The sequence below is a fragment of the Halobacillus sp. Nhm2S1 genome (assembly GCF_019599545.1).
Taxonomy (GTDB): Bacteria; Bacillota; Bacilli; order Bacillales; family Halobacillaceae; genus Halobacillus.
In genome coordinates this window covers 64,830-84,462 of record NZ_JAIEZV010000002.1, presented here as the reverse complement: position 1 = coordinate 84,462, position 19,633 = coordinate 64,830, and the positions used below count along the sequence as shown (strand labels likewise).

24 protein-coding genes and 2 riboswitches are annotated in these 19,633 nt (G+C 41.0%); of the genes, 21 read left to right on the top strand and 3 right to left on the bottom strand.

Annotated features, from left to right (window positions below; translation table 11 throughout):
• The 7 genes from K2225_RS06950 to copZ all read left to right on the top strand — a co-directional run bounded on the left by K2225_RS06950 (position 1) and on the right by copZ (position 4,799).
• Complete coding sequence (locus K2225_RS06950; protein ID WP_220584091.1) at positions 1 to 1,230, top strand: hypothetical protein; 1,230 nt, start codon at positions 1 to 3, stop codon at positions 1,228 to 1,230.
• 80 nt (positions 1,231 to 1,310) lie between these two features.
• A complete protein-coding gene (locus K2225_RS06945; RefSeq protein WP_220584090.1) occupies positions 1,311 to 2,117 on the top strand; it encodes a VLRF1 family aeRF1-type release factor in 807 nt (268 codons plus the stop codon).
• A 259-nt stretch (positions 2,118 to 2,376) separates the two neighbouring features.
• Positions 2,377 to 2,682: an antibiotic biosynthesis monooxygenase family protein gene (locus K2225_RS06940; RefSeq protein WP_146816746.1), complete on the top strand. Its 306-nt coding sequence runs from the start codon at positions 2,377 to 2,379 to the stop codon at positions 2,680 to 2,682.
• On the top strand, positions 2,679 to 3,047 hold the full coding sequence (locus K2225_RS06935) for a hypothetical protein (protein ID WP_146816744.1): 369 nt from the start codon (positions 2,679 to 2,681) through the stop codon (positions 3,045 to 3,047). Before K2225_RS06940 ends, K2225_RS06935 begins: the two co-directional genes overlap by 4 nt.
• Positions 3,048 to 3,058: 11 nt before the next feature.
• Complete coding sequence (locus tag K2225_RS06930; protein ID WP_370632745.1) at positions 3,059 to 3,712, top strand: cobalamin B12-binding domain-containing protein; 654 nt, start codon at positions 3,059 to 3,061, stop codon at positions 3,710 to 3,712.
• Positions 3,699 to 4,463 (top strand): STAS domain-containing protein, encoded by a 765-nt coding sequence (locus tag K2225_RS06925; RefSeq protein WP_220584088.1) that lies wholly within the window; start codon positions 3,699 to 3,701, stop codon positions 4,461 to 4,463. Before K2225_RS06930 ends, K2225_RS06925 begins: the two co-directional genes overlap by 14 nt.
• A gap of 129 nt (positions 4,464 to 4,592) precedes the next feature.
• Positions 4,593 to 4,799 carry a copper chaperone CopZ gene (copZ, locus tag K2225_RS06920; RefSeq protein WP_146816738.1) on the top strand — a complete coding sequence of 69 codons (207 nt, stop codon included), beginning with the start codon at positions 4,593 to 4,595 and terminating at the stop codon, positions 4,797 to 4,799.
• Between the two features lie 55 nt (positions 4,800 to 4,854).
• Here the strand turns inward: copZ and K2225_RS06915 are convergent, their stop codons facing one another.
• Together K2225_RS06915 and K2225_RS06910 are read right to left on the bottom strand one after the other, a co-directional pair.
• The gene (locus K2225_RS06915) at positions 4,855 to 5,184 is read right to left on the bottom strand and encodes a spore coat protein (protein WP_146816736.1); all 330 of its coding nucleotides are present in this window, start codon (positions 5,182 to 5,184) and stop codon (positions 4,855 to 4,857) included.
• A gap of 11 nt (positions 5,185 to 5,195) precedes the next feature.
• Complete coding sequence (locus K2225_RS06910; RefSeq protein WP_146816734.1) at positions 5,196 to 5,453, bottom strand: hypothetical protein; 258 nt, start codon at positions 5,451 to 5,453, stop codon at positions 5,196 to 5,198.
• Positions 5,454 to 5,693: 240 nt separating this feature from the next.
• Between K2225_RS06910 and K2225_RS06905 the strand changes: the two genes are divergently transcribed.
• The 8 genes from K2225_RS06905 (at position 5,694) to K2225_RS06870 (ending at position 14,069) form a co-directional block, all read left to right on the top strand.
• A complete protein-coding gene (locus K2225_RS06905; RefSeq protein ID WP_220584087.1) occupies positions 5,694 to 6,611 on the top strand; it encodes a proline dehydrogenase family protein in 918 nt (305 codons plus the stop codon).
• Positions 6,612 to 6,829: 218 nt separating this feature from the next.
• Positions 6,830 to 9,229, top strand: a complete 2,400-nt coding sequence (locus K2225_RS06900; protein WP_220584086.1) for a 3-hydroxyacyl-CoA dehydrogenase/enoyl-CoA hydratase family protein — start codon at positions 6,830 to 6,832, stop codon at positions 9,227 to 9,229.
• A gap of 25 nt (positions 9,230 to 9,254) precedes the next feature.
• Entirely contained in the window at positions 9,255 to 10,430 is a 1,176-nt protein-coding gene (locus tag K2225_RS06895) for an acetyl-CoA C-acetyltransferase (protein ID WP_220584085.1), read from the top strand.
• A 19-nt stretch (positions 10,431 to 10,449) separates the two neighbouring features.
• Complete coding sequence (locus K2225_RS06890) at positions 10,450 to 12,231, top strand: acyl-CoA dehydrogenase family protein (RefSeq protein ID WP_220584084.1); 1,782 nt, start codon at positions 10,450 to 10,452, stop codon at positions 12,229 to 12,231.
• 219 nt (positions 12,232 to 12,450) lie between these two features.
• On the top strand, positions 12,451 to 12,810 hold the full coding sequence (locus K2225_RS06885; RefSeq protein WP_220584083.1) for a Spx/MgsR family RNA polymerase-binding regulatory protein: 360 nt from the start codon (positions 12,451 to 12,453) through the stop codon (positions 12,808 to 12,810).
• Positions 12,811 to 12,893: 83 nt separating this feature from the next.
• The gene (gcvH, locus tag K2225_RS06880) at positions 12,894 to 13,277 is read left to right on the top strand and encodes a glycine cleavage system protein GcvH (protein WP_146816721.1); all 384 of its coding nucleotides are present in this window, start codon (positions 12,894 to 12,896) and stop codon (positions 13,275 to 13,277) included.
• Positions 13,278 to 13,399: 122 nt separating this feature from the next.
• Positions 13,400 to 13,747 (top strand): toprim domain-containing protein, encoded by a 348-nt coding sequence (locus K2225_RS06875; protein ID WP_146816719.1) that lies wholly within the window; start codon positions 13,400 to 13,402, stop codon positions 13,745 to 13,747.
• Between the two features lie 4 nt (positions 13,748 to 13,751).
• The gene (locus K2225_RS06870) at positions 13,752 to 14,069 is read left to right on the top strand and encodes a thioredoxin family protein (protein WP_146816717.1); all 318 of its coding nucleotides are present in this window, start codon (positions 13,752 to 13,754) and stop codon (positions 14,067 to 14,069) included.
• Positions 14,070 to 14,201: 132 nt separating this feature from the next.
• Here K2225_RS06870 and K2225_RS06865 read toward each other — a convergent pair whose 3' ends face one another.
• Positions 14,202 to 14,624, bottom strand: a complete 423-nt coding sequence (locus K2225_RS06865) for a TlpA family protein disulfide reductase (RefSeq protein ID WP_220584082.1) — start codon at positions 14,622 to 14,624, stop codon at positions 14,202 to 14,204.
• A gap of 91 nt (positions 14,625 to 14,715) precedes the next feature.
• Positions 14,716 to 14,821: riboswitch (SAM riboswitch) on the top strand.
• A 224-nt stretch (positions 14,822 to 15,045) separates the two neighbouring features.
• A riboswitch (SAM riboswitch) is annotated at positions 15,046 to 15,154 on the top strand.
• Between the two features lie 82 nt (positions 15,155 to 15,236).
• Here K2225_RS06865 and K2225_RS06860 point away from each other — a divergent pair.
• The 6 genes from K2225_RS06860 (at position 15,237) to sufC (ending at position 19,629) form a co-directional block, all read left to right on the top strand.
• Positions 15,237 to 16,262 carry a methionine ABC transporter ATP-binding protein gene (locus K2225_RS06860; protein ID WP_220584081.1) on the top strand — a complete coding sequence of 342 codons (1,026 nt, stop codon included), beginning with the start codon at positions 15,237 to 15,239 and terminating at the stop codon, positions 16,260 to 16,262.
• Positions 16,255 to 16,923 (top strand): methionine ABC transporter permease, encoded by a 669-nt coding sequence (locus tag K2225_RS06855; RefSeq protein ID WP_146816710.1) that lies wholly within the window; start codon positions 16,255 to 16,257, stop codon positions 16,921 to 16,923. The genes K2225_RS06860 and K2225_RS06855 overlap by 8 nt, the downstream gene beginning before the upstream one ends.
• 26 nt (positions 16,924 to 16,949) lie before the next feature.
• Complete coding sequence (locus K2225_RS06850) at positions 16,950 to 17,807, top strand: MetQ/NlpA family ABC transporter substrate-binding protein (protein ID WP_220584080.1); 858 nt, start codon at positions 16,950 to 16,952, stop codon at positions 17,805 to 17,807.
• A gap of 66 nt (positions 17,808 to 17,873) precedes the next feature.
• Positions 17,874 to 18,239, top strand: a complete 366-nt coding sequence (locus tag K2225_RS06845) for a carboxymuconolactone decarboxylase family protein (protein WP_220584079.1) — start codon at positions 17,874 to 17,876, stop codon at positions 18,237 to 18,239.
• 196 nt (positions 18,240 to 18,435) lie between these two features.
• The gene (locus K2225_RS06840) at positions 18,436 to 18,606 is read left to right on the top strand and encodes a YuzK family famiily protein (protein WP_167506230.1); all 171 of its coding nucleotides are present in this window, start codon (positions 18,436 to 18,438) and stop codon (positions 18,604 to 18,606) included.
• Positions 18,607 to 18,849: 243 nt separating this feature from the next.
• Positions 18,850 to 19,629, top strand: a complete 780-nt coding sequence (sufC, locus tag K2225_RS06835) for a Fe-S cluster assembly ATPase SufC (RefSeq protein ID WP_146816706.1) — start codon at positions 18,850 to 18,852, stop codon at positions 19,627 to 19,629.
• Positions 19,630 to 19,633 lie beyond the last annotated feature (4 nt).

Below are 19,633 nucleotides of genomic sequence, written 5' to 3'. Positions count from 1 at the left end.
ATGGTGGAAGGTAAAAAGATTATCATTTTTGTTTATCAGACCTTGGGGGAAGCCATGCTTTTCTTCGTGCTTCTTTTTCCTTTGGTTCAATGGACGTTCCCATCCCTTTCCTATGTTCTGTATAGTACGTATGTCATCGTTAGTATCAGTCTGTTTTTTCTATTAAGAAAGTGGTTGCCGGGTCTTTTCCCTTACCTGGTTAGTTTAGCGGGGGTCATAGCGACGGCCTATTTTGTGGAAGCGGGTTTTTTACCAGGATTCATTGTCGGATCATTTTTAGCATGGAGATATTACCTTCATGAGAAAGAGCCTGATTTGAATCATGAAATATCATTGATTTTGTTCACGTCCATTATAGCTTTTATCATGATTTTCTTTTTCCAATCCTGGGACGTGGTCTATGCACTGGTTTCCTTATATGTTGTAACGTGGGGAGGGTATGCGTCATCACATTATTACAATGTAGGGAAAAGGGAAAGAAAAGGGGGAGGGATAAGTCTTTTTGTCCTCTTTTTCTCTATAATCACGGGGACATCTGTTTTGTTGCTTCTTTTTCCATATCTACGCTCAATGATTGGAACACTCTGGAGTGGGATTTCATACACATTTCTCCTAGGTGTCAACGGGATTTTGACACTCCTTGCAAAGATAGGCCTTGATGTTTCTAAAATAGAGCCTATGGAAGAGGGTTCTTTGCCGAAAATAGAGATTTCATCTCAAGAAAGACAAGAAGAACTGCAGCGAATGAATGATAGCACTCAAGAAACTACCAAGAAAGTAGTAGAAGCGATTGAAACAGGAACCGTCATCTTTATAGTTGTTGCACTTCTTTTGGGCTTGGTCATCCTTTTCTTTTTAAGAAAAAAAGCGACCATGGAAATGGAAACCGTCTCTGATCCTCTCAACTATCAATACCATGTGTATGAGGAAGGAGAGAGAAAGACGTCATCTTCTTCTTTTGCTTTTCATAGGTCGCGGGCAGAAGATCAGGTAAGAAAAAAGTTCCGCACATTTGAACGTTTTGCCGCTCGTAATGGAATGGGCAGATTTACAAATGAATCACTGGAAGACTGGTTTCATAGGATTGGACTTGATATAGAATCAACCTCCCTTTATCAAAGAGTACGGTATGGCAGTCAAGCGTTAACGCCGGAGGAAAAAGAGCAATTTGAGCTTGATTTGAAACAATTGAAACAAAAAATCATGAAGAAAAAAAGCAATGACCTCTAGGAAATGAGTTTAAGCACTTCTTTTTCAGGAAACATACAGAATAGATTCGATTTACAATTCTTGAAAGGAGTCGCTGTTTTATGGACTTAAATAAAGAAATAAAGAAACTAGAGGCAGTACATTTAGAAAAACCACAAAAAGTATTTACGATGTATTTAAACACCGACCCTTCCGACCCTGATCAACAAGGGGGAGAATGGAAGATCCATTTGAAGAACGGATTAAATAATTTCGAATCCTATCTTCAAGAAGATGGCGATTCGGACGAAAAGAGAAACTATTGGGCAGTAAAAGAAAAAGTGGAGCAGTTCATAGAAGAAAATGAGCAGAACTTTGCTAAAAGTGTTGTCCTATTCGCCACTGGCGATGAAACGGTATGGTTTGCGGAGCGTTTCCAAATGCCCGTAAAAACAGAATTCTACTGGGAAGAAACTCCTGTCCTGGATCAATTGAAAGAAATGCAGAATAAGTTCCCTAAGACAGGAATCATCTTAACTCAGAAAAATCAAATTAAATTGATTGATGCAGAGCTTGGAACGTTGAATGATACTCAGTTGTTTGAACTTGATCTGGATACGGAAGATTGGAGACAGCATCAAGGGCCGCACCGTGCTCAGCCTTCTATGGGGTCCGGTGGTGCCAAAACTTCTAAGAGGGATCAATTTCAAGAGCGCTTTGAGGCCAATCGTTATCGTTGGTATAAGAGTGTAGCTCCTAAGATTGATAAACTAGCCAAAGATTATGGCTGGGAGCGCTTCTACCTTGTCGGTGATAAAGAAGAGCTGAAAGACTTGCAGGATAACATGAATAAAGAAGCGGATGATATGATCAACAAAAATCTTCTGGATCATGAAGAGATGCATGTACTTGAGGAAGTTGTACAATAGTAGGAGAAAGGAAGAAGGTGCTGGTGTGATAGCCGGCACCTTTTTTAATGTATGGAGAGTTCTGGACTACAAAAGAGGCGTTCCTTCGTTTCGAATAGGAGCAACCTGCGGCTCTAAAGTCTAGGTCTTCATTTATATATCCCCAAGAGGTTTATGTGCATTTATTGGACAGCTTAAGGAGAATCTTAACATTATACATAGAAGAAAAAGGTATGATAAAATATTATTTAATGAAAATAAATAGATTGGGGAATGACACATGTTTGTCGTAGATTCTATGGTGCAGGTACCAGACCATAAAGCAGATGATTTAATTGATATATATAGAAAACGATCCCGTCTTGTAGACCAGGCGGATGGTTTTATTTCCTTTCAACTCCTGCAGAACGACAGGAAACCTGGGGAACTAACGGTACACTTGGAATGGGAATCTAAAGAGGCATACCTCAATTGGGCCCGTAGTGAACAATTCAAGAAAATCCATGAATTAGAAAAGCAATATCCCGATCAGGAACTTCAGGGGATCGTGCCTAAGGTATCTAAATACGAGGTGGTCGCAACGTGAATAAGTCGGAGCAGAGCCGCTTAGTTCAATTAGTAGCAGATGAAATTTATGAGGCTTATCCATACCTTTGGGAAAAATTCGGCCAGAACGGAAGAGACCGGACCGAAGAAGATAACTTCCATCATTTAGATCATTTGCAGGCGGCCTATGAGATGGAGAGTGTCGATTTTTTTATTGATTATACGAAGTGGCTGAATACAGTCCTTACCTCGAGGGAAGTTCCTACTTCACTGATCATTGATAATTATGAACGCCTGGTACGCCTTCTTAAAGACATGGAGGTTGTGGACGAGGTCGAAAAACAGTGTTATATCAAATATTTGGACGAGGCCTTACAACATTTGCATACACTTTCAAAGAGGTGAATACTTTGGACGTGCAACACGAAATTTTAGCCCATTATTTCCTTCAAGGGGATGAACAAGGGGCAGAAGAATATATTAAAACTTTATTAGAAAAACATCCGAGAGCATATTTGTATGAAGATATTATTACTCCCGCCATGTATTATATTGGCGAACTTTGGGAGAGAAATGAAATATCCGTTGCTGACGAACACCTGGCTACAGCCATCTGCGACTTCGTGCTTTCAAAACTTCATTCAGAAAGCGGTCTTGTAAGTAGAAGACACCAAAAAAACTTCAAAGCTATGTTATTCGGTGTAGAAGAAGAACAGCATTACATAGGTTTGAAAATGGTGGCGGATACGTTTAAAGATCATGGATGGAGAGTGCGTTATTTGGGACCGGACCTTCCTTTAGAACACTCTTTCACCCAAATCGAAAAATACAGACCTGATGTCATTGGAATATCAGCAGCCTTGCCTTATCGTCTCAAAACAATTAAGAGGTTGTTGGAGCGGTTTTCTCAATTAGAATGGAATCCGCTGATTATGATTGGCGGAAGGATAGTGAAGAAGTACGACTTGAAAGAATTTGAATCTGAACACGTGATGGTTGTCAAGGATCTGGATCATCTTAAACGTTGGTTCAATGAAGGAAGGGAAGAAACGATCAATGAAACGAGTTGAACGCAGCTTTCCTTTGCCACACTTTATCATCAATAAAAACTTTAAGATTGAATCCTTATCGGATGAGGCTGTTGAGATGTTCGGCGAAATAAACAATCTTTTAAATGTTATGGACGAAGGAAGCCTCACCAAGATTGAGAAATGGGTCACCCCGGATGTTCATAAACTTTCTGTAGAAATTGCAATCAAGCCTTCTGATGAAAAGCAGAACCCTATTACATGCGATATGCATGTGAAGTGGAAAAATGATTTGTATGCAGAAGTGTTGATCATACCAAAAGATGAACAGTTATCGAAAGTTACCAAAACCATGGATCAATTGCGGTCCCGTTTGAATGATACAAACTTTCAACTGCTTGAAGAAAAAGAGAAATTGGAAGACGCAATCCAACATGGGAATCGACTCTCGGCTCCGTTTATACGCCTAACGGAAGAAACCGCCTTAGTTCCGCTCTTTGGTCATATTACGGCTGATAAAATGTACTCAGTGGAAGAGCCATTGCTGCAAGCCACACAGAACGGGGATACAGAGAGGGTTCTTTTTGATTTTACGGCAGTAGGACAAATCGACGAGGATGGAGCCCAACTATTGAAAAATTTAATGACATCCTTATGTTACATGGGCTCACAAGTCATCATCACCGGAGTTCGTCCAGAGCAGGTGAAACGGATCCAAATGATACATTTTTCTTCGGAAATTACTTTTATGAATTCTCTGCATCAGGCATTAAAGAAATATTGCAGTGATTAAAACTACCCGCTCCTTAAATGAGGAAGCGGGTTTTTAAGTATTCAAAGGTCATGATAAAAAATATGTTAAAAAATCATTCCTTTGTGGAATAGTTCAATATGAGCTTAGATTCAGAAAGGGTGTAAGAACATGGAGATGACTTTAGAAGTAAATGGTATGACTTGTAATCACTGCGAGAAGTCCGTGAAGGGTGCCCTTCAAGAATTGGAAGGCGTCCATGGTGTTGAAGTTGATCTAGACAGTGGGAAAGTAAATATCACATATGATGAAGCTTTTGTAAGCAAAAAGTTGATGAAGGAAGCCGTAGAAGCTCAAGGATATGAGCCAGTAGGGTAAACAAAGAGAAGCCCGGAATACCGGGCTTCTTTTTTAGCTCTACAATCGGTATTAACTACTGTACATTGTATGGCAATTGGGTCTTGTACCCTGTGAATTGTTGATACGTCTGATCGATTTTTTGTTTTTCCGCCTGCTCAAGGGCGTACCATCCGTTTTTAAACATGAGGTTATATAAGTTGCGTTGACAGTCCTGGGTTTCTTTGAAGATTGTAGCAAGATCTTGATAAAGGTTTTGATTGCTAGCTTCATTCAACGCGATGTTGTAAGAAGCGGTCATGTACTTTTCGGTTGTCAGCTGATCATTAACAAAATCTCTTTCATTCATTTGTGGAGTTTTAGGGACGTTTGTTTCAGGATTTTGTATCTTTTGAGTTTGATTCATAGTGCTCCTCCTCAGTTGGTTGTTTGGGATTGAGAATTTAAATGATTAAGCAGCTTATCATAATGACGCTGATGCATTTGACCTGCTTCCTCTAAAGCGGCTTGTATTTCCGGTGTTTGGCAATTTTGAGCAAAGAAGTGAGCTTTCTTACAGGCATTCAAATTCCAGGACAGCATATCCGCAAGGTAAAGCTGATCTTTTGTGCTTACGATGTTGGGAACTTGAGACATAGGCTGGGATTGTTGCATGGATTGGTTTTGTTGTTGCATCACGATTCCTCCTTCGTTTTTCATTTTTTATTATGACCTTCCTTCTCGTTTCTATAAGAGAAATATATCGTGACTAAAAGGTAGGAATGGCTTTAGTGAAAGAACAGGAGTTTGTCGAACGAAACATTATTTTTACCCATTTTATCTGATAAATGATAAAATAGTAGTATGTTAACGATTACATGACAGAAAAATCAGAACTATTTTTGTGAGCGGGAACAAGGTTTAGGGGGTTGGAGAATGGAACGGATACTCAGAAACTTTTTTCTTTTTTTATCAAAAAATCGCTTCTTTACAAAGCTGGCAAAGAAATACGGTCTTCGCTTTGGTGCCGGGAAGTTTGTAGCTGGAGAAACTGTTCCGGATGCTGTTGAAACAATCAAAGAGTTGAACAAGAAGGGGATGGCTGTGACCATCGACCACCTGGGGGAATTTATTGATAGTGAATCGGAAGCAAGGGAAGCAGCGGAAGGTTGTATAAAAGCGATCGAAGCGATTGCAGAACATCAGTTGGACTCCCAGCTTTCTTTGAAGTTAACGTCCATGGGTCTTGATATATCAGAAGACCTTGTCATGGAGAATATGCGCAGGATCCTGGATGTCGCTGAAGAAAAAGATGTGTTTGTCACCATTGACATGGAGGATTATGAAAGATGCGAAAAGACACTGGAAATTTTTAAAAAGCTGCGTGAGGATTATGAGCATATCGGAACCGTATTACAGTCTTATTTATACCGTACCGTAGAGGATATAAAAGAACTCGACGAGTATAATCCCAATTTAAGACTTGTGAAAGGTGCTTATAAAGAGTCGCCGAAGGTTGCTTTTCCTGACAAGAAAGATGTAGATGAAAATTTGAAAAAAATCATTCGTATCCATTTGCTGAACGGAAATTATACAGCTGTAGCCAGTCACGATGATCGAATGATTGAATATACGAAATCTCTTGTTGAGGAAAAGGATATATCAAAGGAACAATTCGAATTTCAAATGCTCTATGGAATCAGGGTGGAAAGGCAAGAGGAGTTAGTAAAAGAAGGATATAAAATGCGGGTCTATGTCCCTTATGGAAATGACTGGTATGGATATTTCATGAGAAGGCTTGCAGAGAGACCAGCAAACGTTGCCTTTGTGTTGAAAGGTGTGTTCGGAAAATAATCCATTGCCCGCAGATCTGCGGGCAACCTATGGGACGGTCATGCATAGAATAAATGAATCATTAAAAATTCAAATGAAAATTTTACAGAATTATGTGGAAAAGGATTGCGAAATGTCTGAAAATATTTTATATTATACATAGATACGAATTAGCCGTACTTATTTTTTTGGCTGTAAAATGAATGAGTATTCATTCAAATGAGATAGGGGGAATTGAAATGAATCACAAAATCAAGCGGGCAGCCGTCCTTGGATCAGGAGTAATGGGCGCAGGGATCGCCGCACACCTAGCAAATGTAGGAATACCTACATTGATGATGGATATCGTCCCTCGCGAATTGACGGATGCAGAAGCAAAAAAGGGGCTCACGTTAGAAGATAAAGCTGTGAGGAACCGAATTGCTGCTGAAAATAAAAAAGCACTTCTTAAACAAAAGCCTTCACCACTTACAAGTAAACAAAATCTCGATCTTATAGAAGTCGGAAACTTTACCGATGATATGGATCGTTTATCTGACGTCGATTGGGTCATTGAAGTAGTCGTAGAGAACCTTGATATTAAGAAAAAGGTTTTAGCAGATGTTGATCGTCATCGTAAGAAAGGCGCATTTGTAAGTTCCAATACTTCAGGAATTTCCATTGAAGCCATGTCCGAAGACTGCAGCGAGGATTTCAAAGCTCATTTCTTAGGCACACACTTCTTCAACCCGCCACGTTATTTGAAGTTATTAGAAGTAGTTCCGACGAAGCATACGAGTCCAGACGTTCTTCAATTCATGAAAGAATTCGGAGAAGATGTACTTGGCAAGGGTGTTGTCGAAGCGAAAGACACGCCGAACTTCATTGCTAACCGAATTGGAACATACGGTCTATTAGTGACTGTCCAACAAATGCTTGAAAAAGGATACTCAGTGGGTGAAGTGGATTCTGTCACCGGACCCATGATTGGCCGGCCAAAAAGTGCGACCTTCCGTACGCTTGATGTTGTTGGTTTGGATACGTTTATTCATGTGGCGAACAACGTGTACGACCAAGTGGAAGGGGAAGAGAAAAAGGCTTTCGAAACCCCTGACTTTATGAAAAACATGCTTGAAAAAGGGTGGTTGGGATCGAAGAGCGGCCAAGGGTTCTTCCTTAAGCAGAAAGGGGAAAAGGGAAGCGAAATCCTTCAGCTTAATCCTGAAACCCTTGAATATGAAAAACGAGGCAAGTTGAAAACCAAGGCCACTGAGATGGCGAAACAGGAAAAAGGTCCACAGCGGAAATTGAAAACCCTTGTAAACGCTGAAGGAGACCGTGCTGGAGACTTGGTCTGGTCTGTTGTAAAACCTGTCCTTCTCTATTCAGCAGAATTGTATGGTGAGATTGCTGATGATGTACCATCTATTGATGATGCCATGCGATGGGGATTCGGATGGGAGCTCGGTCCATTTGAGATGTGGGACAGCATCGGAGTGAAAGCGTCTGTTGAGCGTATGAAGGAAGAAGGAGAGACGATTCCAACATGGGTGGAGAAGATGTTGGATCAAGGAATCGAAACATTTTATAAAAAGGAAAATGGAAACGTTTACTTCTATCATGCAGGAGAATACAAGCAGCAGTCCTTTAATGACAAGGTCATCAACCTTAAACGCTTGAAAGAAGAGCGGGAGGTTATCAAGAAAAATTCTGGTGCGAGCTTAATCGACCTTGGAGACGGGGTTGCAGGGTTAGAGTTTCATTCCAGAAGCAATGCCATTGGGCTTGATATCATTCAAATGATTAATTTTGCCATTGATCATGTAGATGAGAACTTTGAAGGTCTTGTCATCGGAAACCAGGCGAAGAACTTCTGTGTGGGTGCAAACCTTGGAATGATTCTTATGGAAGCGCAAGACTTTAACTTCTTTGAAATCGAAATGGTCGTGAAAAGTTTCCAGGATAGTATGATGAAAATGAAATATTCGGATAAGCCAGTTGTGGCCGCACCTTTCGGAATGACCCTTGGAGGTGGAGCCGAAGTTTGTCTCCCTGCTGATGCCATCCAAGCCTCACAAGAAACCTATATGGGTCTAGTGGAAGCTGGTGTCGGTCTCATCCCTGGTGGCGGTGGAAATAAAGAGCTTTATATCAAACACTTGAGAAATGTACCTGAAGGCATTGATTTTGACCTTCAAAAGGTATCGAACAGTGTGTTTGAAAAAATCGCTATGGCGAAAGTATCTACTTCAGGGGAGGAAGCGAAGGAGAATGGTTTCTTAGATTCACGAGATGCGATTAGTGTCAATGGTGACCACCTCCTTCATGATGCGAAGCAGAAAGTGCTCGGGTTAGCTAGGTCAGGCTACCAGGCACCTAAACGGACAAAAATACCTGTAGTTGGCGAGCAGGGCTATGCAACGATGGTTCTGGGAGCTAAATCACTTGCTCTAAGTGGATATGCGAGTGAACACGACCTTAAAATCGCTGAAAAACTAGCTTTTGTCCTGTCCGGAGGAAAGTTGAAAGAAGGAACGCTCGTGGATGAACAGTATTTATTAGACCTTGAACGTGAAGCCTTTTTAAGTCTAGTAGGTGAGCCGAAGTCACAAGCTCGTATGCAGCACATGCTTATGAAAGGCAAACCGCTACGCAATTAATTCAATTTAAAGAGGGGGAAGAGTCGTGAAAGAAGCAGTTATCGTATCAGGAGCCCGTACCCCAGTCGGTCGGGCGAAAAAAGGTTCACTTGCATATACACGGCCTGATGATCTGGCCGCTTTGACAATAAAAGAAACGTTAAAAAGAGCGAACAATTATGAAGGAAATATTGATGATGTCATCATTGGGTGCGCGATGCCGGAAGCAGAACAAGGAATGAACATGGCAAGGAACATCGCAGGCCTTGCCGGACTTCATCACAAAGTGCCAGCGATTACCGTTAACCGTTATTGTTCTTCAGGATTGCAAAGTATCGCTTATGCCGCAGAAAAAATCATGCTCGGCCACAGTGACACCGCCATTGCAGGGGGAGCGGAGTCCATGAGCCTCATCCCTATGGGAGGTCATGTGATTAAGCCGAATATCCATTTGGTCGAAAACGCTCCTGAGTATTATATGTCAATGGGTCATACCGCTGAAGAAGTGGCGAATCGCTTTGAGATATCAAGAGCCGATCAAGATGCATTTGCGGTCCAGAGTCACGAGCGTGCAGCTAGAGCGATTCAGGAAGGGAAATTTGAAGATGAGATCGTCCCGGTTGAGGTGACCAACCGTGAGCTTGGAAAAGATAACAAAGTAAAAGAAACGAAAACCTTATTCTCTATGGATGAAGGGGTTCGCGCGGGGACTACGTCTGATGTGCTTGCGAAGTTGAAGCCCGCCTTTTCAACAAAGGGTTCTGTAACAGCAGGGAACTCTTCACAAATGAGTGACGGTGCAGCAGCCGTAATGGTTATGGACCGGGAAAAAGCAGAAGCGGAAGGACTTACTCCGCTAGTTAAATTCCGCTCCTTTGCAGTGGCCGGAGTTGAGCCGGAGATCATGGGGGTTGGACCAATTGAAGCCGTACCTAAGGCACTACGAATGGCTGGTCTTTCTTTATCCGACATTGGCCTCTTTGAATTGAATGAAGCGTTTGCTTCTCAATCCCTTCGAGTCATACGTGAACTTGGATTAGATGAAGATAAAGTAAACGTGAACGGCGGGGCCATTGCTTTAGGGCACCCGTTAGGATGTACAGGAACAAAGCTTACCTTAAGCTTAATCCATGAAATGAAACGCAGAAATGAGCAATTCGGTGTCGTGACGATGTGTATTGGTGGCGGTATGGGAGCCGCAGGAGTATTTGAACTAATTTAACTTGGGGAGGAAAAGAAAGATGAGCGATTTAAAAGAGATGATTAAAGGTGGAGGCTTTATTGTTGAAGATCTGACTGCAGAGGATGTTATTACTCCAGAAGACTTCACTGATGAACATTTAATGATTGCGAAAACGGCGGAAGATTTTGTCCTTGGTGAGGTTGTTCCAAAGATTGAGAATCTTGAAAACCATGAGTTCGAGCATTCTGTTGCCCTACTTAAACAAGCAGGTGAGTTGGGATTGTTGGGTGCCGATGTACCAGAAGAGTATGGTGGGTTACAGTTAGATAAGATCAGCTCATCACTAATCACTGAAAAGTTTTCTCGTGCGGGAGGCTTTTCCGTTACTCATGGTGCTCACGTTGGGATTGGATCCCTGCCAATTGTTTTCTTCGGTAATGAAGATCAGAAACAAAAATATCTTCCTTTGCTCTCTACTGGTGAAAAAATTGCAGCATATGCACTGACAGAGCCTGGTTCAGGATCTGATGCACTTGGAGCGAAAACGACAGCCAAGTTAAATGATGCAGGTACTCATTATGTGCTAAATGGTGAAAAACAGTGGATTACGAACTCTGCGTTTGCTGACGTCTTCGTCGTGTACGCGAAGATTGATGGGGATAAGTTTACGGCCTTTATTGTGGAGCGTGATTATCCAGGTGTTTCTACAGGTCCGGAAGAGAAGAAAATGGGAATTAAGAGTTCTTCCACCCGTACTTTGATTCTAGAAGATGCTGAAGTACCAGTTGAGAATGTTCTTGGAGAAGTTGGCCGAGGCCATGTCATCGCATTTAACATTCTAAATGTCGGGCGTTATAAACTGGCCATCGGGGGAGTAGGTGGATCCAAACGAGCCATTGAACTTTCAGTGAAGTATGCGAAGGAACGCAAGCAGTTCAAGACTCCGATTGCAAGTTTTCCATTAATTCAGGAGAAGATCGGTTCTGTAGCCGCCAACACTTATGCCAATGAAAGCTCCGTATATCGTACGGTAGGTTTATTTGAACAAAGCATGGGTAAATTATCCGACGAAGAGCTGAAAGATGGCGCTGCTGTGGCTAAAGTTATTGCAGAATATGCGATCGAATGCTCACTAAATAAAGTGTTCGGAACAGAGCTCCTTGATTTTGCCGTTGACGAAGCGGTCCAAATCCATGGTGGATACGGGTTCATGGCTGAATACGAAGTGGAAAGAATGTACCGTGATTCTCGAATCAATAGAATCTTTGAAGGAACGAACGAAATCAACCGTATGATTGTTCCAGGCACATTGTTGAAGAAAGCAATGAAAGGCGAGTTGCCTCTCCTTCAGAAAGCTCAAGCCCTTCAAGAAGAAATCATGATGATGATGCCGGAAGAACCAGGCGTAGAAGTTCTGGAACAAGAGAAATATTTATTGAAAAATGCGAAGAAGATTGGTCTCCTTGCTGCTGGCCTTGCTGCTCAAAAATACGGAGAAAAACTGGAAAATGAACAAGAACTCCTTGTGAATATTGCGGATATCGTAGGCGAGATTTATAACATGGAATCTGCTGTTCTTCGAACTGAAAAAGCGATCAACAAGTCAGGTGAAGAGAAGAACAAACAGAAACTTCTTTATACACAAGTGTATGTTCAGGAAGCCTTCAACCGAATTGAAGGGCATGCTAAAGAAACATTGATTGCAGCAGAATCCGGGGACTCTTTAAGAATGATGCTGGGTGCTCTTCGTAAATTGACTCGTCATACACCGACGAATGTCATTCCTAAAAAACGTGAGATCGCTAAAGCTTTGATTGAAGCCGAAAAATATACAGTCTGAGAAATAGGATGAATGTGACACAGGGCCTGCACTTTCGAAATCGCGAAGGTGCAGGCCTTCGTTCTGCCCTCTACTTAAACAACATGTGAGTCTTCGAGAATAGGGAGCGATGATGGAAGAGTTTTATGTAAGGATTGTGAAGACAATAATAGAAATAAATGAAATCCTTACCTTCCTTATGATAAAATATTAGACAACAAGAAGAAGGAGGGTGTGTAGATGTCTTTAACCTTCTATTGGTACCCAAATTGCGGGACCTGTAAAAAAGCAAAAAAATGGTTGGATGAGGAGGGGATTGACTACGAATCTGTACATATTGTCAATAATCCCCCTTCAAAAGATCAGTTACAAAGCTTCATCACTACTAGCGATAAGCCTGCAAAAAAATTCTTCAACACTAGTGGGAAAAAGTATAGAGAACTGAACATGAAGGAAAAGCTAAAAGAAGCAGAAGAAGAAGAAATGCTTGAGTGGCTTGCATCTGATGGTATGTTGATTAAAAGGCCTATCCTGACTGATGGAAAGAAAACAACGGTAGGGTTCAAGCAAGAAGAGTTTGAAGACGTTTGGTCTCAGTGAGCACATTATTGGGAATAGAAGCATATAGCTTTTATGTTTATATTTGATGTTGAACTATAATTTTTATTTTGGAGGTAATGGAAATGAGCGTACCTAAAGATCTGCGTTATTCTGAAGAACACGAATGGGTGAAAGAAGAAGGAGAAAAAGTAAGGGTCGGTATTACTGAATTTGCGCAATCAGAACTTGGGGATATCGTATTCGTAGAGCTTCCAGAAGTTGGAGATGAACTGGAAGCGGATGAGCCATTTGGCAGCGTGGAATCTGTGAAGACCGTCTCTGAACTTTATGCCCCTCTCAGTGGTAAGGTCGTAGAAGTAAATGAAGACTTGGAAGACAGTCCAGAGTTTGTTAACGAATCTCCTTATGATAAGGCATGGATGGTTGTCGTTGAACCTAGTGACAACTCTAAAATCAACGACTTGATGACACCGGAAGAATATGAAGCAATGATTGATGAAGACTAAGAATAGTGCATTGGACAGGCAGGGCTGTAAGAAACCTTGTCTGACATGATCACGTTTGATCTTAATCATGTTCAGACCATGCCTGATTGGCATGGTCTGTTTCTATATAGTAGGTGATGAAGATGGATGGAGAACGAATCGTCATTGTTGAAGGAATCACAGATAAAAAGAAGTTGAATAAAGTTCTTGATGAAGAAATTGAAATCATCTGCACCCATGGCACTTTAGGAATCGAGCGGATGGAAGAAATGATTCTTGATCATAACTTAGATGATCGAACCGTGTATATTCTAGTAGATGAAGATGACTCTGGCTATAAATTAAGAAAACAATTGACGGAAGAGCTTCCTCACGCCGAGCATATCTATATAGATAAGGCTTTCAGGGAAGTGGCAGCTACGCCGGAACCTGAATTGGCAAGGGCCTTACTCAGTAGACATTTCAATGTGAAGTCGATTTATTTAATTTAGGAGGATGAATGTGGAGGAAATAAAAACAACAGAAGCAAAGAAGCACTTTAACGCTCCACAAACCACCCTCACCTTTGTCCATAGCCCTTTTTGCGGAACTTGTCATTTAGCTCGTCAAATGCTTACAACACTTGAGTCTGTATTTGAAAGAGAAGTTTTTAAGGAAATGAATGCTTCCCTGCACCCGGAATGGATGCAGCGATATAAAATTAAAAGTGTTCCATGTCTGCTTGTGACGAGTGGCGGGCAGGTGAAAGAAAAGATTTATGCTTTTCAATCTGTCTCCTATATGTATGAAAAAGTGATTGGTTTTGTTGAATAGTGTATGTATTTCCCAGGAAATGACCACTTCTGTAGAACTTACTCATTTTCTTATTACTTAGTTTAGGAATATATTCAATAATGGAAAAGACAGCAATGACCCTGGAATGTCATTGCTGTCTTTTTTTGAATATCAAACGATTTCTCCTAATTTGCTTACAATATCTAAAAAGGAGGATTGATCACCAAAATTCGCATGAATATCACCTTCCTGATCAATGATGATGGTGGAAGGTACGCCCTCACAATTATAGAGGTCATAGACATAGCGACCTTTATCAGAAAGGGTAGGCTGGGTTAAAAACTTTTCGGTGAATTCAATGCCTTCCTCTCTATTTCGCTCCCTTCCAGTTACATTAATGGTCAACAATTTTACTTTGTCATGGTCCATTGTTTTGAATAGTTGTTCTTTCATAGGTAAGTCTTTCCCACAATCGGGACACCAGGAAGCCCAAAAGGTCAAGACGATCACTTTCCCTAAATCCTCCTCAAGTTTATAAATGGAAGAGTGGTCGTTAATATAAGGTAATTCAAACAAAGGGGCTTGTTTACTCAAAGGTCATTCTCCTTTTATTTAGCGAAGGTTATGGATTGACGCTCATCTATCCCTCATGCTAACATAATTTATAATTTCATATCGACATCTTCACTTATCCAGAGCGGCGGAGGGACTGGCCCGACGATGCCCGGCAACCGGCAGGTACACTGCACGGTGCTAATTCCTGCGAAGTCTTTGACTTTGATAGATGAGAAATGTAAAAACGCGAATCTCTTCTATTAAAGAAGGGATTTTTTTATTTTCAAAAAGGAATATATAGTGGATATTACCTAAGGAAGTTGTATGCATTTTATGGATTTGAATGACTTTATTTTTCTGAAGAATCTGTTTATGAGTTGACACAAAATTCTTACGGTGCTAAAATCCTTTTTGTACTACTTAAACGGGTTAAAGCAATAATAATTTAATAAATTAAAATCTCTTATCCAGAGTGGCGGAGGGACTGGCCCGATGATGCCCGGCAACCGGCAAAACTGTTTTGCTCAGGTGCCAAATCCTGCAAAGTATAAAGCTTTGACAGATGAGAGAACAGATTTTTAGGTATGATTACAAACGCCACTCTGTTCTCGAGAACAGAGTGGCGTTTTTTGAAGTGGAGGGAAAAACATCATGATTACAATTAAAGGACTATCTAAGATATTCCACACGAAAGATCAGGATGTACGAGCAGTGGATGATTTAAGTCTAAATATCAATAAAGGAGAAATTTATGGAGTCATCGGCTACAGCGGTGCAGGTAAAAGTACATTCATTCGTTTGCTGAATCGCTTGGAAGACCCAACAGAAGGCAGCATTCTAGTAGATGAGCAGGAACTTACTTCATTAAGCAAAGGAAAATTAAGATTGGCCAGACAAGAAATCGGTATGATCTTCCAGCATTTCAATTTGCTCTGGTCACGAACCGTTCATGATAATATCGCTTTTCCTTTGGAAATTGCAGGGGTCTCAAAAGCAGAAAGGCAAAAACGTGTCGATGAATTGATTGAGTTGGTCGGGTTAAAAGGCCGGGGAGGTTCGTATCCATCCCAATTGAGTGGTGGGCAAAAGCAGAGAGTAGGGATAGCCAGGGCGCTTGCAAACAACCCTAAAGTTCTTTTATGTGATGAGGCCACATCGGCTCTGGACCCTGAAACCACTGATTCCATCCTGGACCTTCTTGTGGATATTAATGAAAAGCTTGGTCTTACAATCGTTCTGATTACACATGAAATGCACGTCATCCGCAAAATTTGTCATCAGGTGGCGGTTATGGAAGAAGGAAAAGTTGTGGAAAAAGGGGAAGTGTTGGACGTCTTTCTTCATCCTAAAAAACCTGTAACGAAGAAGTTTGTGGATCAGGTGATGGGCGACCCTGAAAAAGAGACGTCCCTGCAGTTAATCAAAGATAATTATCAGTCCGGAGAAATCATACGTCTTCATTTTGTCGGAGAAAGTACAAATCAGGCATTAATCAGTGACCTATCAAGGAAGTTTGAAGTAGACGTCAATATTCTCCATGGTAAGATTACCCAAACACAAAAGGGTGCGTATGGGACAATGTTTGTTCAGTTTGATGGAGATCGAACTGAAGTTCAACGTGCCATTGAATATATTGAGTCAACATCTGTAGAAGTGGAGGTGAATCCACATGTTTAATCAATGGTTTCCGAACGTAAGAATGGAAGACATGATTACAGCTACAAACGAAACCCTGTATATGACATTGGTTTCTGTCGCTGGGACATTCGTTTTGGGTTTGCTTTTGGGTCTCCTTCTTTATTTGACAGGCCCGGGGGGGCTTTGGGCAAACAAAACGTTGAATTGGATCACTGCTTCTGTCGTTAACATATTTAGAGCGATTCCCTTTATCATTCTTATATTACTATTGTTCCCTTTTACCGATTTTCTGTTAGGGACCATTCGAGGACCGCAAGCAGCATTACCTGCACTGATTATAGGCGGAGCACCATTTTATGCCCGGTTAGTGGAAATTGCTTTGAAAGAAGTGGACAAAGGTGTCGTAGAAGCAGCGAAATCCATGGGAGCTAAGTATTCAACGATTATCTTTAAAGTATTACTTCCGGAATCGATGCCAGCTTTGATATCAGGGATTACCGTAACTGCCATCGCATTGATCGGTTACACCGCAGTAGCCGGTGCTATCGGATCTGGTGGTCTCGGAGATTTCGCCTATTTCTACGGATTCCAAAGAAGTAATTTTGATGTTGTATTCATCTGTACCATTCTAATCATTTTAATTGTGTTTATTTTCCAATTCATCGGAGATGCTATCTCACGTAAATTGGATAAAAGATAAAATAAAGAAAAGGGAGAGAATGAAAAATGAAAAAAATCTGGACGAGTTTAATTGCCGTATTGCTTATCCTTGTTCTCGCAGCCTGCGGGTCCTCTAGTGAGGATGAAAATACATCAGGATCTGAAGGTGAAGAAGGTGGAACAAAAGAGATTAAGGTAGGAGCTACTAGTGTGCCTCATGCTGAAGTTCTCGAAAAAGCCAAACCTATGCTTGAAGAAGAAGGAATCACTTTAACTATTGAAGAGTATCAAGACTACATTTTACCAAACCAAGACTTAGATGAAGGTCGTATTGACGCAAACTATTTCCAAACAATCCCTTATATGGAGATTCAAGAGGAAGAGAAAGGGTATGACTTTGCAAACCTCGGGGGGATCCACATTGAGCCCATCGGAGTTTATTCTCAAAAGTATGAAAGCCTGGAAGAAGTTGAAGAAGGTACAACGCTGGTCATGAGTCGTTCTGTCTCCACACATGGTCGAATCCTTTCTCTCTTAGAGAAAGAGGGACTGATCAAGTTGGATGAAAGTGTTGAAAAAGTAGATGCTACTGTGCAGGATGTTGTAGAAAACCCTAAAAACATTGAATTTGATACAGGAGTAGATGCAGCCAACCTTCCACAAGTTTACCAACGTGAAGAAGACGTGCTTGTAGCAATTAACACGAATTATGCCATAGAAGCGGGACTGTCTCCTAGCGAGGATTCAATTATCCTGGAGGAATCTGATTCTCCTTACGTGAACGTTGTTGCTGCTAATAGTGAAGATAAAGATAATGAAGCATTGAATAAACTTGTAGAAGTTCTTCGTTCTGAAGAGATCGTGAACTTCATAAAAGAAGAATATGACGGTGCTGTTGTGCCGGTATCAAGTGATGCTGAATAACGGATAAAATGGGTGACTGCGGTTTATACTAACCGCAGTCACTTATTTTTATTGGGAGGTTTTCATATGCAGGAGCAAAATATGACGTGGACTCAAACGTATTTACATGATTATAAAGAAGGAATGGGAGCCTTCAGAGAGCACATGCCGGAAGTTTCTCATAAGTTCGATGAATTTACACAAGAATGTTTTAAAGCTGGAGAACTATCTAAAAAAGAAAAACAATTGATGGCATTAGGAATCAGTATTGTTGCACAGGATGAGTATTGTATGATCTATCACACGAAAGGCTGCGTGGATCAGGGGGCAACAGAAAAGGAAATACTAGAAGCTTGTGGTGTTGCAGCTGCATTTGGAGGGGGAGCGGCTTTAAGTCAGGCCGTAACACTTGTACAGGATGCCTACATGGATTTGACAACAACTATTAATTGACGGAGTTATTAGAAAATTCAAGGAAATCGGATGTATTCTAGACACTCGCTTGTGGTAAACGCTTACATTGAAGCTGAGGATTTGTTTTGCATGAATTTAAAGTTTCAAGGGGTTTTATTTGGGTATAGTATCTATGGTACTTTAAATTGTGTAAATAATCTGAAAGGGTTGATTCGTTATTAGTGACGATCTGAAAATGAATTATACTGCTGATATGGAGAAGGCCATGCATCAATCCCATAACATGAGTTATGCGGAATACAGCAGAAAGTTGGATACACGTTTGAAAGTAGAAGAAAAACGCCAACGTGAATTCGAAGAGAGTCAGAAAATGATTGCCCAGGTCGACCGTCAATTGCATAAATAAATCCTTACATTAAACGAAAAAATCAGGTGTGTTTAGTCACCTGATTTTTTCATGTTATAATACACTTGAAATATGTAGAAATTTGTTCTTTGCATGTCCAGCCCTTCTGGTTTCAGGTAAAGGGAAAAAGTTGATAACAAGCACTAAATGATATAAGATTGTAATGAGAATAAATTGAGAATAGTTCTTTGTTTCCAACTAACTTGGACATTCGATAATAATAGATACTGGAGGTATTCATTTATGGCAGGATCAACTTTAGAAATCAAAGATCTTCACGTAGAAATTGAAGGTCAAGAAATCCTTAAAGGTGTAAATTTAACAATCAACGGTGGTGAATTCCACGCTGTTATGGGACCGAACGGAACTGGTAAATCCACACTGGCTTCCGCAATCATGGGTCATCCTAAATATGAAGTAACAAAAGGTGAAGTATTGCTTGACGGCGAAAACGTCCTTGAAATGGAAGTGGACGAGCGAGCTCAAGCAGGTCTATTCCTTGCGATGCAATATCCTAGCGAAATCAGTGGCGTAACAAATTCTGATTTCCTGCGTTCTTCTGTTAACGCTCACCGTGAAGAAGGCGATGAAATCTCCCTTATGAAATTCATCAAAGAGATGGATGCGAAAATGGATACGCTTGATATGGATAAAAACATGGCACAGCGTTATCTTAACGAAGGTTTCTCCGGCGGTGAGAAAAAACGTAACGAAATTCTACAATTAATGATGATCCAACCAGCCATTGCTATTTTGGATGAAATCGATTCAGGGCTTGATATCGATGCATTGAAGGTTGTTGCTAAAGGAATTAACGAAATGCGCAACGATGCTTTCGGTTGCTTGATTATTACTCACTACCAGCGTCTATTGAACTACATTACTCCTGATAAAGTACACGTTATGATGCAAGGACGTGTTGTCAAATCTGGTGGACCAGAACTTTCGCAGCGTCTTGAAGCGGAAGGTTATGACTGGATTAAACAGGAACTTGGCATCGAAGACGAAACCGTTAACGCGTAATTAA